General features: G+C 71.1%; 11 protein-coding genes and 1 pseudogene. All 12 read left to right on the forward strand.

The annotated features are described in order from the left end of the window. Nucleotides 1–3: 3 nt before the first annotated feature. The 12 genes and pseudogenes from BI335_RS01345 to pafA all read left to right on the forward strand — a co-directional run bounded on the left by BI335_RS01345 (nt 4) and on the right by pafA (nt 12,338). Nucleotides 4–765 carry a TlyA family RNA methyltransferase gene (locus tag BI335_RS01345; RefSeq protein ID WP_094356194.1) on the forward strand — a complete coding sequence of 254 codons (762 nt, stop codon included), beginning with the start codon at nt 4–6 and terminating at the stop codon, nt 763–765. Next, complete coding sequence (locus tag BI335_RS01350; RefSeq protein ID WP_094356193.1) at nt 746–1,708, forward strand: NAD kinase; 963 nt, start codon at nt 746–748, stop codon at nt 1,706–1,708. The genes BI335_RS01345 and BI335_RS01350 overlap by 20 nt, the downstream gene beginning before the upstream one ends. After that, the gene (gene recN, locus BI335_RS01355; RefSeq protein ID WP_094356192.1) at nt 1,705–3,453 is read left to right on the forward strand and encodes a DNA repair protein RecN; all 1,749 of its coding nucleotides are present in this window, start codon (nt 1,705–1,707) and stop codon (nt 3,451–3,453) included. The genes BI335_RS01350 and recN overlap by 4 nt, the downstream gene beginning before the upstream one ends. A gap of 11 nt (nt 3,454–3,464) precedes the next feature. Then, a complete protein-coding gene (locus BI335_RS01360; RefSeq protein WP_094429456.1) occupies nt 3,465–5,222 on the forward strand; it encodes a CTP synthase in 1,758 nt (585 codons plus the stop codon). Next, nucleotides 5,215–5,934: an NUDIX domain-containing protein gene (locus BI335_RS01365; protein WP_229119385.1), complete on the forward strand. Its 720-nt coding sequence runs from the start codon at nt 5,215–5,217 to the stop codon at nt 5,932–5,934. Before BI335_RS01360 ends, BI335_RS01365 begins: the two co-directional genes overlap by 8 nt. Then, nucleotides 5,915–6,862 (forward strand): site-specific tyrosine recombinase XerD, encoded by a 948-nt coding sequence (gene xerD, locus BI335_RS01370; protein WP_094356190.1) that lies wholly within the window; start codon nt 5,915–5,917, stop codon nt 6,860–6,862. The genes BI335_RS01365 and xerD overlap by 20 nt, the downstream gene beginning before the upstream one ends. A gap of 347 nt (nt 6,863–7,209) precedes the next feature. Further along, nucleotides 7,210–8,061: pseudogene (locus BI335_RS01375) on the forward strand (ParA family protein); the annotation flags it as partial. 2 nt (nt 8,062–8,063) lie between these two features. Beyond that, nucleotides 8,064–8,396 carry a hypothetical protein gene (locus BI335_RS01380; RefSeq protein ID WP_407644061.1) on the forward strand — a complete coding sequence of 111 codons (333 nt, stop codon included), beginning with the start codon at nt 8,064–8,066 and terminating at the stop codon, nt 8,394–8,396. Then, on the forward strand, nt 8,393–9,286 hold the full coding sequence (locus BI335_RS01385) for a segregation and condensation protein A (protein WP_172421668.1): 894 nt from the start codon (nt 8,393–8,395) through the stop codon (nt 9,284–9,286). Before BI335_RS01380 ends, BI335_RS01385 begins: the two co-directional genes overlap by 4 nt. After that, nucleotides 9,279–10,028 carry an SMC-Scp complex subunit ScpB gene (scpB, locus tag BI335_RS01390; protein WP_094356187.1) on the forward strand — a complete coding sequence of 250 codons (750 nt, stop codon included), beginning with the start codon at nt 9,279–9,281 and terminating at the stop codon, nt 10,026–10,028. The genes BI335_RS01385 and scpB overlap by 8 nt, the downstream gene beginning before the upstream one ends. Then, a complete protein-coding gene (locus tag BI335_RS01395) occupies nt 10,025–10,771 on the forward strand; it encodes a pseudouridine synthase (protein ID WP_094356186.1) in 747 nt (248 codons plus the stop codon). Before scpB ends, BI335_RS01395 begins: the two co-directional genes overlap by 4 nt. A 124-nt stretch (nt 10,772–10,895) precedes the next feature. After that, on the forward strand, nt 10,896–12,338 hold the full coding sequence (gene pafA, locus BI335_RS01400; RefSeq protein ID WP_094356185.1) for a Pup--protein ligase: 1,443 nt from the start codon (nt 10,896–10,898) through the stop codon (nt 12,336–12,338). Nucleotides 12,339–12,405 lie beyond the last annotated feature (67 nt).

The raw sequence follows: 12,405 nt of genomic DNA on the forward strand, positions 1-12,405 counted from the left end.
GGCGTGCGCCTGGATGCCGAACTCGTCCGCCGCGGGCTGGCCCGCTCCCGCGGCCACGCCGCCGAACTGATCCGCGACGGCCGGGTCAGTCTGGCCGGTGAGGTGGTACGCCGCCCCGCGGCGATCGTGCCCCACGGCATCGACCCCGTCATCGAGCACGGGGCCGGCGACCATTACGTCTCCCGGGCCGCCGAGAAACTGCTCGGCGCCCTGAACGACACCGGTGCCCGGGTCCCGCCGCGGGTGCTGGACGCCGGATCCTCCACCGGCGGGTTCAGCCAGGTGCTGCTCGAGCGCGGCGCGGAACGGGTCTATGCGATCGACGTCGGCACCGATCAGCTGCATCCGATGCTGCGCGCCGACCCACGGATCAGCGTCCACGAACAGACCAACCTGCGCGACCTCACCCTCGACCACGTCGACGGCGAACCGGTCGACCTGGTGGTCGCCGATGTCTCCTTCATCTCGCTGAAACTGCTGCTCGCCCCGCTGTTCTCGGTGCTCGCACCGGCCGGGGAGGCGCTGCTGATGGTGAAACCCCAGTTCGAGGTCGGTCGGGAACGGCTCGGCAAGGGCGGGGTGGTCCGCGACGAGGCGTTGCGCGAGCAGACCGTCGCCGCGGTGGAGTCCGAACTGGCGGCGTACCGGCGGCGCAGCCGGGGCCGGTTCCGCAGCCGGCTGCCCGGACCCTCGGGCAATGTGGAGTACTTCGTATGGGTGTCCGGAACCGTCGGGGCCACGCCCTATGCTGAGGGCCGTGACTGAGCCCGCAGCCGACCAGCCGACCCGCAGCGTCGCCGTGCTCACCCACATCCACCGCCGGGAGGCGATCGAGGCCGCGGCACGCTGCATCGCCGGGCTGACCGCCCGCGGCATCGTCAGCCGGGTGCCGGCCGAGGACCTGGCCCAGCTCGGTGAACTGCTCGCCGGTTGTGCGGTGCAGGAACTCGACCAGTCCGCCTTCGAGACCGACTGCGAACTGGCCGTCGTCTTCGGCGGCGACGGCACCATCCTGCGCGCGGCCGAATGGGCCGTGCCCCGCGATGTGCCGCTGCTCGGGGTCAACCTCGGCCACGTCGGCTTCCTCGCCGAGGCCGAATCGCACGAGCTCGACCAGGTCGTCACCGCGGTGGTGACGCGCTCCTATTCGGTCGAGGAGCGGATGACCGTGCAGGTCACCGTCCGTGACCGGCCACGCAGCGAGAACGGGCAGACCGTGTGGAGCTCGTTCGCGGTCAACGAGGTGTCGTTGGAGAAGGGCTCGCGGGAGCGGATGCTCGAGGTGCTGGTCGCGGTCGACGACCGGCCGCTGCACCGCTGGGGCTGCGACGGGGTGCTGGTCGCGACCCCGACCGGCTCCACGGCGTACGCCTTCTCCGCCGGCGGCCCGGTCATCTGGCCCGGCGTGGAGGCCCTGTTGGTGGTGCCGCTGCAGGCACACGCCCTGTTCGCCCGCCCGATGGTCCTCGGCCCGACCTCCGACATCACCATCCAGCCGCTGGTCAGCTACGACAACCGCGGGGTGGTCTGGTGCGACGGCCGCCGCTCGGTCGACATCGTCGGCGGGATGGAGGTCGAGGTGCTGCGCAGCGAACACCGGCTGCGGCTCGCCCGGCTCTCGATGGCACCGTTCACCGATCGACTGGTGCGCAAGTTCGACCTGCGCGTCGAGGGCTGGCGCGGTGCCGCGGAAGCCCGGACGCCGTGATCGGCGAGCTGCGGATCGCCGACCTGGGCGTGATCGACGACGCCGTCATCGAACTGGCCCCCGGGCTCAGCGTGGTGACCGGCGAGACCGGTGCCGGCAAGACGATGGTGGTCACCGGGCTCGGGCTGCTGCTCGGCCAGCGCGCCGACTCCGGTGCGATCCGCCGCGGCGCCCGCAGCGCCCGCGTCGAGGGCGTCTTCTCCCGGCTGCCCCAGGGCCTGGCCGACCAGGTCAGCGAGGCCGGCGGGGAGCTCGACGACGGCGAACTGCTGCTGGCCCGCCAGCTCGGCGGCAGTCGCTCCCGCGGATTCGTCGGCGGTGCGGGCGTACCGGTGGCGCAGCAGCAGGAGATCGCCGAACAACTCGTCACCATCCACGGCCAGTCCGAACAGGTACGCCTGGCGGCGCCGGCGCGGCAGCGGGAGATCCTGGATCGGGCGGCCGGGCCGAAGCTGGCGAAGGCGCTGGCCTCGTACCGGGCCGACCACGCCGCCCGCGAAGCGGCCGCCGCCGAACTGGCCGATCTGCGCGACCACGCCCGCGAACGCGCCCGTGAGGCCGACCTGCTGCAGTTCGGCCTGGACGAGATCGAGAAGGTCGATCCGCAACCGGGGGAGGACACCGCGCTGGCCGCCGAGGCGGAGCGACTGCAGGCGGTCGACGATCTGCGGCTGGCCGCGCACACCGCCGTGGTGGCGCTGGCCGGCGATGAGGACTCCATCGACCAGGGGTCCGCGCTGACCGCGGCCGCGACCGCCCGCAAGGCGCTCGAGGGGGCCGCCGCCCAGGACCCCGAACTCGCCGGCCTCGCCGACCGGTCCGGGGAGGTGATGGTGCTCGCCGCCGAGCTCGCCCAGGATCTCTCCGGCTATCTCGCCGGGTTGGAGGCCGACCCGAACCGGCTGGAATGGATCGCCGAACGGCGGGCCGCGCTGCAGGGGCTGACCCGCAAATACGGCGAGACCGTCGATGAGGTGCTCGCCTGGTCCGCCGACGCCGCCGGCCGGCTCGGCGGACTCGCCGCCAGCGACGACCGGATCGAGGCGCTCGCCGCCGAGGTGGCCGCCCTCGACGAGCGGCTCGCGACCCGGGCCGCGGAGTTGACCGCGCTCCGCACGAAGGCGGCCGAACGGCTCTCCGCGGCGGTGTTGACCGAGCTGGCCGCGCTGGCGATGCCGCACGCCCGGTTGGAGTTCGCGATCACCCCGTTGGACCGGCTCGGTCCGCACGGCGCGGACCAGGTGGTGCTGCAGTTCACCGCGAACCCCGGTTCGGATCCCCGGCCGCTGGCCCGGGTCGCCTCCGGTGGTGAGCTGTCCCGGGTCCGGCTGGCCCTGGAGGTGGTGCTGGCCGATGCGGCCGAGCGCACCACGCTGGTCTTCGACGAGGTGGACGCCGGCGTCGGCGGCCGGGTCGCTGTGGAGATCGGCCGCCGGCTGGCCCGGCTGGCCGAGCACCATCAGGTGCTGGTGGTCACCCACCTGGCCCAGGTCGCCGCCTTCGCCGACCGGCATCTGGTGGTGCAGAAATCCTCCGACGGCCAGGTCACCACCTCCGGCGTACGCCAGCTCGACGGCGCCGAACGGGAGGCCGAACTGGCCCGGATGATGGCCGGCATCGACACCAGCGACAGCTCGCTCGCGCACGCCCGCGAACTGCTCACCGAGGCCGGTCAGGCCCGGCCGGTGAAGAAGAAGCGGAGCCGGAGCGCGCGCGATGCGGACGAAATCGGCGATCCGAGATAGGCTGGAACCCCGTGGGAGCCGCCAAGAAAACCAAGCACGTATTCGTCACCGGAGGCGTCGCCTCCTCGCTCGGCAAGGGCCTCACGGCCTCCAGTCTGGGCAGCCTGCTGATCGCCCGCGGGCTGCGGGTGACCATGCAGAAGCTGGATCCCTATCTGAACGTCGATCCGGGCACGATGAACCCCTTCCAGCACGGCGAGGTGTTCGTCACCGAGGACGGCGCGGAGACCGATCTTGACATCGGCCACTACGAGCGCTTCCTGGACGTCAACCTCACCGGCGGCGCCAACGTCACCACCGGCAAGGTCTACTCCCAGGTGATCGCCAAGGAGCGGCGCGGTGACTATCTCGGTGACACCGTGCAGGTGATCCCGCACATCACCGGTGAGATCAAGGACGAGATGCTCGCCATGGAGGGTCCCGACATCGACGTGGTGATCCACGAGATCGGTGGCACCGTCGGCGACATCGAATCGCTGCCGTTCCTGGAGGCCGCCCGGCAGGCGCGCCGCGAGGTCGGCCGGGAGAACGCGTTCTTCCTGCACGTCTCCCTGGTGCCCTACATCGGCCCCTCCAAGGAGCTGAAGACCAAGCCCACCCAGCACTCGGTGGCCCAGCTGCGCCAGGTCGGCCTGCAGCCCGATGCGATCGTCTGCCGCGCCGACCGGGATCTGCCCGAATCGGTGAAGCGCAAGATCGCGCTGATGTGCGATGTCGAGGAGGAGGCCGTCGTCACCGCCTTCGACGCCCCCTCCATCTACGACATCCCCAAGGTGATCCACGCCGAGGGCCTGGACGCCTACGTGGTCCGCAAGCTCGATCTGCCCTTCCGCGATGTCGACTGGACCCGTTGGAACGACCTGCTGGACCGGGTGCACAACCCCACCGACGAGGTCACCATCGCGCTGGTCGGCAAATACATCGACCTGCCCGACGCCTACCTCTCGGTGGTCGAGGCGCTGCGCGCCGGCGGTTTCCACCACAAGGCCAAGGTCAACGTCCGCTGGGTCGCCTCCGACGAGTGCGCCACCCCCGAGGGCGCTCGTGCCAACCTCAGCGACGTGGACGGTGTGCTGATCCCCGGCGGCTTCGGAATCCGTGGCGTGGAAGGAAAACTCGGCGCCCTCCGGTACGCCCGGGAGAACCGGACCCCCACCCTGGGACTGTGCCTCGGCCTGCAGTGCATGGTGATCGAGTACGCCCAGAACGTCGCCGGGATGCCGGACGCCGCCTCCACCGAGTTCGACCCGCAGACCGAGCACCCGGTGATCGCCACGATGGCCGAACAGATCGACATCGTCTCCGGCGAGGGCGACCTGGGCGGCACCATGCGGCTCGGCTCCTACCCGGCCGACCTGGCCCGCGGCTCGATCACCGCCGGCCTCTACGGGGTGCACCGGGTGGAGGAACGGCACCGGCACCGTTACGAGGTCAACAACGCCTACCGCGAGCAGCTGGAACAGGCCGGGTTGCGGATCAGCGGCACCTCTCCCGATTCCACCCTGGTGGAGTTCGTCGAACTGCCCGCCGAGACGCATCCCTTCTACGTCGCCACCCAGGCGCACCCCGAGCTGAAGTCGCGGCCCACCAAGGCCCACCCGCTGTTCGCCGGCCTGGTCCGGGCCGCGATCCGCAACCAGCGCAGCACCCGGTTGTGGGACGAGCCGGAGCACCCGGCCACCGAGCCCGGGACCGAGGAGAGCGACGGCGCGGAGCAGACCGCCGACCAGCAGCAGACCGAGCAGGTGGGAGCCGGCAGCGGTGAGTGAGGACTGGATCCAGCGGTTCCCGCTGCGGCGCGGCGCCGAGGTCGCCGATGTCGGTGAGCACTGGCCGGTCCGCGAGCGCCGGCTGCTCGGCAAGGGGCGCCTGTTCGACTACGTCGGCGATGTCGTGGAGACCCCGTCGGGGGAGACGATGACCCGCGACTGGCTCGACCATGTCGGTGCGGTCGGTGTGATCGCGGTCGACGACGAGTTCAACGTGATCGTGATCGGGCAGTACCGCCACCCCCTCGGTCAGCGGCTCGTCGAGCCGCCCGCCGGACTGCTGGACGTGCACGCCGAGGCGTACCAGCTGGCGGCGGCCCGCGAGCTCGCCGAGGAGGCCGGTCTGGCCGCCAGCGACTGGCGGGTCCTGGTCGACATCACCACCACCCCCGGCGGGGTGAGCGAGACCCTGCGGATGTATCTGGCCACCGGGCTGAGCGCCGCGCCGGCACCGGAGGGGTTCACCCTGCAGGGCGAGGAGGCCCACCTCGACCACTACCGGGTGCCGCTGGCCGACCTCGTCGACGGCATCCTCGCCGGCCGGCTGCAGAGCCCGTCGCTGGTCTCGGGGTGCCTGGCGCTGTGGGCCGCCCGCGACCGCCTCGACGCCCTGCGGCCCGCCGACGCGCCCTGGCCGGCCCGTGACCAGGTCGCCGAACTCCGCGCGGCCGCACCGATCGAGCGCGCCCCCGATGGCGAACACCGCGGTTGAGCGGCTGATCCACGGCTACCTGGACCATCTGGTCGTGGAACGCGGCATGTCCACCCACACGGTGGCCAGCTATCGCCGCGACCTGTTCCGGTACGCCGATTTTCTCACCGAGCGGGGGATCGGTGACCCCGGCCAGGTCACCGCGGCCGACATCACCGCCCATGCCGCCGAGCTGAGCACCGGTGCCCCGGATCGGGCCGCGCTGGCCCCGGCGAGTGTGGCCCGCGCGGTGGTCGCGATCCGCAGCCTGCACCGGTTCGCCGCCGAGGAGGGGATCACCGCCGACAACCCCGCCGCCCAGGTGCAGCCACCGCGCGCCGGCGCCCGGTTACCGAAAGCGCTCAGCCTCAGCCAGGTCGAGGCGCTGCTGGCCGCCCCGGACACCGAGACCCCGACCGGGTTGCGGGATCGGGCGCTGCTGGAACTGCTCTACGGCACCGGTGCCCGGATCTCCGAGGTCGTCGGACTCGACGTCGACGATGTTTCCCGGCTCCTCGGCCCCGACGCCGACGAGGATCTGGGGCTGCGGCTGATCGGCAAGGGCAACAAGGAACGGATCGTCCCGCTCGGCGGGTACGCCCGGCAGGCACTGGACGCCTGGCTGGTCCGCGGCCGCCCCGAGTTCGCGCGCCGCGGCAAGGGGAGCGGGCCCGCGCTGCTGCTGAACGCCCGTGGCAACCGGTTGTCCCGGCAGAGTGCCTGGGCGGTGCTGCAGGCGGCCGCGGCGGCGGCGAAGCTCGAGGTCGAGGTGTCCCCGCACACCCTGCGGCACTCCTATGCCACCCACCTGCTCGACGGCGGCGCCGATGTCCGGGTGGTGCAGGAGCTGCTCGGCCACGCCTCGGTGACCACCACCCAGATCTACACCCTGGTCACCGTCGACCATCTCCGGGAGACGTACCTGACGGCGCACCCACGCGCGTACTAGGCTCGATCAGAACAGCAGTCGCACCACAGTCACGACCAGCAGGAGGAAACCGGGTGTCTTCGCTCGACCAGGATCGGCACGACCCACGGCGGGACGAGCCCGGCTTCGGCGTACGCCCGCAGCCCGTCGACGAACCGGAGACCCTCTTCGACGGAGGCGAGTCGCCCAGCGCGCCGGCCGTCGTCGCCGCCGAGGCCGCCGAGTTCGAACCGGCCGAGACCACCACCGAGATGGCCGAGGAGCAGCGGGAACGCAGCTGGCCCGAGCGGGCGGCGGACGAGCCGACCCCGCCGCGCGTCGAGGACGAGGACTCCGCGGACGAGCAGTCCGAGGACCGCGACACCGGCGCCGAGGAACCACTCGGCCCGACCGGTCGGCCGTTCCCGCAGCTGCCCGAACCCGCCCCGCCGGCCGCCGGGCCGAAGCACGCGCAGATCATCGCCATGTGCAACCAGAAGGGTGGCGTCGGCAAGACCACCACCACGATCAACCTCGGTGCCGCGCTCGCCGAGACCGGCCGCCGGGTGCTGCTGGTCGACTTCGACCCGCAGGGCTCGCTGTCGGTGGGGCTGGGGGTCAACCCGCACACCCTGGAGACCAGCGTCTACAACCTGCTGATGGACCGCGGCACCGACATCGACGAGGTGATCGACGAGACCGTCGTGGAGGGCATGGACATCCTGCCCTCCAACATCGACCTGTCCGCCGCCGAGCTGCAACTGGTCAGCGAGGTCGCCCGGGAACAGATCCTGGCGCGGGTGCTGGACCGGGTCCGGGACCGCTACGACGTGATCCTGATCGACTGCGCGCCGAGCCTCGGGCTGCTCACGATCAACGCGCTCACCGCCAGCGATGGGGTTATCATGCCGCTTGAGTGCGAGTTCTTCGCATTGCGGGGGATCGCGCTGCTCACCGATACTATTTCCAAGGTTCAGGAACGCCTGAATCCCCGACTCCAGGTCACCGGAATCCTCGGGACCATGTACGACGCCCGGACCCTGCACAGCCGCGAGGTGCTGGAACGGGTCGTACAGGCCTTCGGTGACACCGTCTTCCACACGGTGATCCGCAGGACCGTGAAGTTCCCCGAGACCACCGTGGCGGGAGAACCGATCACCACCTACGCATCCTCCTCACCGGGGGCGGAAGCGTACCGAACACTCGCGCGTGAGGTGCTGACGCGATGCCACGCAAAGTAGCAATGCCCGGATCTGCCGAGATCCTCAAGGGGAACGAGCCGGCCGACGGTGAGATGTCGGGCGACTCGCCCGACACGACCCCCCGGCGTACGCCGAAGTCCCGCACCCCGGCCCAACGGGGGAGCGGCCGGGTCCGCCATGAGGACAAGATCACCGTCTATGTGAGCCGCGAGGAACTCGTCCGGCTGGAGCAGGCCCGATTGACGCTGCGGGCCGAGCACGGTCTGGCGGTGGATCGTGGGCGGCTCGTCCGGGAGGCGGTGGCGGCCGCACTGGACGACCTGGCCGAGAGCGGGCCGGATTCGGAGCTGTTGAGCCGGCTCACCGAATCGTGACCGGACCCGCCCCGGGATCGGTCGACGAGAGCACGCCCCCCGCGCCCGAGCGGCCGCAGGACGGATTCACCCTGCGCCTGGACAACTTCGAGGGCCCCTTCGATCTGCTGCTGCAGCTGATCGCCAAGCACAAGCTGGACATCACCGAGGTCGCATTGTCCCGGGTGACCGATGAGTTCATCGCGCACATCAAGGCCGGCGGCGAGGTCTGGGATCTGGAACAGACCAGCCAGTTCGTGCTGGTCGCGGCGACCCTGCTGGACCTGAAGGCGGCCCGGCTGATCCCCAGCGGCGAGGTCGACGACCCCGAGGACCTGGCGCTGCTGGAGGCGCGGGACCTGCTGTTCGCACGCCTGCTGCAGTACCGGGCGTTCAAGGAGGTCTCCGGCTGGCTGGCCGAGGTGCTGGCCGGCGAATCGCTGCGGCATCCGCGTCCCGGCGGGTTGGAGGACCGGTACGCCGGCCTGCTGCCCGAGGTGCAGCTGACCATCACCCCCGAACAGCTGGCCGCGCTGGCCGGGCGGGCGATGGCACCCAAGCAGGCCGTCGAGGTCTCGCTGACCCACCTGCACGCGCCGACGGTCAGCGTCGTCGAGCAGGCCCAGGTGGTCGTCGACCGGCTGCGCCGCTCGCGTACCCTCACCTTCCGCGCGCTCACCGGGGATTCACCCGACCGCGTCACCACCGTGTGCCGGTTCCTGGCGCTGCTGGAGCTGTTCCGCGAACGCGCGGTCTCCTTCGAGCAGCTCACCCCGCTCGGCGAGCTGACGATCCGCTGGACCGGTAGCGATTCCGGCGATCTGGACATCTCCGCCGAGTTCGACGAACCGCCGGGGGAGCAGACCGATCAGCCGGCAGATTCCGAAGCACAGAAGGAGAACGATGACTGACGCCCCCGAGACCGTCACCGAGCAGGACGCGGCGGCCACGGAGACGGACCCCGCAGAGACCGCGCCGGAGGAGACCGCACCGGAGAACCTGAGCGGGGCGATCGAGGCGCTGCTGTTGATGGCCGAGGAGCCGATGGCGGCCGCCACCCTGGCCGAGGCGACCCGCGCGCCGGTGGACCGGGTGATCGAGGTGCTGTCCGAACTGGCCGCGTTCTACGACAGCAGCGGACGCGGGTTCGAGCTGCGGCACGTCGGCGGTGGCTGGCGCTACTACACCCGGGCCGAGCATGCCGAGCTGATCAACCGCTGGGTGCTGGACGGCCAGCAGGCCAAGCTCTCCCAGGCCGCCCTGGAGACCCTGGCGGTGGTGGCCTACCTGCAGCCGATCTCGCGGACCCGCGTCGCCGCGGTACGCGGGGTGAGCGTGGACGGGGTGATGCGTACCCTCACCGCCCGCGGCCTGATCGAGGAGGCCGGCCACGATGAGGAGACCGGTGCGCTGCTGTTCCGCACCAGCGACCTGTTCACCGAGAAACTCGGCCTCACCTCGCTCAACGAGCTGCCCGCGCTCGCGCCCTACCTGCCGGAGGCCGCCGAGCTGGAGGCCGAGCTGAGCACCCTGGTCGAACAGCCCACCGTGCCCGCCGCCAGCACCGAAACCGCGCCGGATACCGAAACCGACCCGGATACCGAAACCACCCCAGATACCGAAACCACCCCCGAGACCGAGGAGACGCCGTGAGCGAGAAGGACGAGGACGGCGTACGCCTGCAGAAGGTGCTCGCCCAGGCCGGGGTCGCCTCCCGACGGGCCGCCGAACAGCTGATCGCCGACGGCCGGGTCGAGGTGAACGGCAAGCTGGTGATCGAACAGGGCGTCCGCGTCGATCCGGAACGCGACACCATCCGCGTCGACGGGTCCCGCATCCCCTCGGCGCGCCGGCAGGTCTATCTGGCGCTGAACAAGCCGCGCGGGGTGATCTCCACCATGGAAGACCCCGAGGGCCGGCCCGATCTCACCGAGTACCTGCCCCGCGGGGTTCCGCGACTGTTCCACGTCGGGCGACTGGACGGTGAGACCACCGGGTTGCTGCTGATGACCAACGACGGGGAACTGGCCCAGCGGCTGTCCCACCCCTCCTACGAGATCGCCAAGACCTACCTGGCCGAGGTCGAAGGTGTGATGGACAACCACGCCCTGAAGCGCCTCGAGAAGGGCGTCACCCTCGAGGACGGCAAGGTCAGAGCCGACAAGATCAAGCTGGTCTCCCGCAGCCCGCACACCGAACGCACCCTGCTCGAGGTCACCCTGCACTCGGGTGCGAATCGGGTGGTACGCCGGATGCTGGACTCGGTCGGGCATCCGGTGCGCAAGCTGTCCCGGATCGCCTTCGGCCCGGTACGCCTGGGGCGGCTCCCGCTGGGGGAGACCCGCGAGCTCACCCGCGAGGAACTCGGCAAACTCCTCGACGCCGCGCAGATGTAACACCCCTTCCGCGATCCAGCGAACCTTGAGTGCATCCCGCGGGCCCTGCAGGGAGAGGGAAATGTACGCGGGATTCGATGGATCGCGGACGGGCCGCGGGGCACCTCCTGCGTAGACTCGCGGGATGGAGCAACCCTTCCTCACCCGGCGGATCTACGGTCTGGAGACCGAATACGGCGTGTCCTGTTCCACGCCGGGGCAGCGCCGGCCCAGTCCCGAGGAAGTCGCGCGTACCCTGTTCCGCTCGGTCGTCGCCTGGGGCCGCTCCAGCAATGTCTTCCTGCGCAACGGGGCTCGGCTCTACCTCGATGTCGGCTCGCATCCGGAGTACGCCACCGCCGAGTGCGATGCGCTGGCGGATCTGATCGCCCAGGACCGGGCGGGGGAGACCCTGGTCGACGACCTCGGCGTACAGGCCACCGAACGGATGCGGGCCGAGGACGCGCCCGAGGCGCAGGTCTATCTGTTCAAGAACAACACCGACTCGCACGGCAACTCCTACGGCTGCCACGAGAACTACCTGATCGCCCGGAACCGCGACTTCGCCCCGCTGGCCCGGGTGCTGATCCCGTTCCTGGTGTCGCGGCAGCTGATCTGCGGGGCCGGGAAACTGCTGCCCGGCGGCAGCTATGTGCTCTCCCAGCGGGCCGCGCACATGTGGGACGAGGTGTCCTCGGCCACCACCCGGATGCGGCCGATGATCAACACCCGCGACGAGCCGCACGCCGACCCCTCCAGGTTTCGCCGGCTGCACGTCATCGTCGGCGACTCCAATCCGTCGGAGACCACCACGCTGCTCAAGGTCGGCGCCACCGAACTGGTGCTGCGGCTGGTCGAATCCGGCGCCGCACTGCGCGACTTCAGCGTGGAGAACCCGACCCGGGCGGTCCGCGAGCTGTCCCGCGACCTCTACGGGCGGACCCCGGTGCCGCTGGCGAACGGTCGCACCATCACCGGACTCGAGTTGCAGCGGGCCTACCTCGACGCGGTCACCGACCAGGTCGAACGCACCGGTGACCCGGGCCCGGCGTTGACCCGCGTCCTGGAGCTGTGGCGCCGGGTGCTGACCGCGCTGGAGGCCCGCGACACCGACGACCTGGCTCGCGATGTGGATTGGGTGATCAAGCAACGACTGTTGCAGCGGTATGCCGACCGGCACGGACTGTCCTGGGACGACCCGCGGATCGCCCAGCTCGACCTGGCGTACCACGATCTGCGGCCGGGCCGCGGCCTGCACCAGATCCTGCGGGAACGCGGCCAGGTGAGCACCGTCGTCGACCCGGACACCGTCCGCCGCGCCCGGAGCGTCGCCCCGCAGACCACCCGGGCCCGGTTGCGCGGCGAGTTCGTCACCGCCGCCCAGGAGGCCGGCGCCGACTACACCGTCGACTGGACCACCTTCAAGGTCAACGAGCCGCCGGCCCGGAGCTGGCAGACACCCAGCCCGGTCACCGGGGCGCCGCTCTATTCACCGGTGCTGTGCACCGACCCGTTCGCGGCCGCCGACGACCGGGTGGAGTCGCTGCTCAGCGCGCTCCGCCCGCCCGCCGAATCGCCGGCGAGCTGATCGGCGCCGCGTCGGACTTCGGTCCGGGCCGGATTCTGGCTCCGATCGGGTACCGTTGGCCGCCGGG

Origin of the sequence: Enemella evansiae, from assembly GCF_002250705.1 — a bacterium.
Lineage (GTDB): Bacteria > Actinomycetota > Actinomycetes > Propionibacteriales > Propionibacteriaceae > Enemella > Enemella evansiae.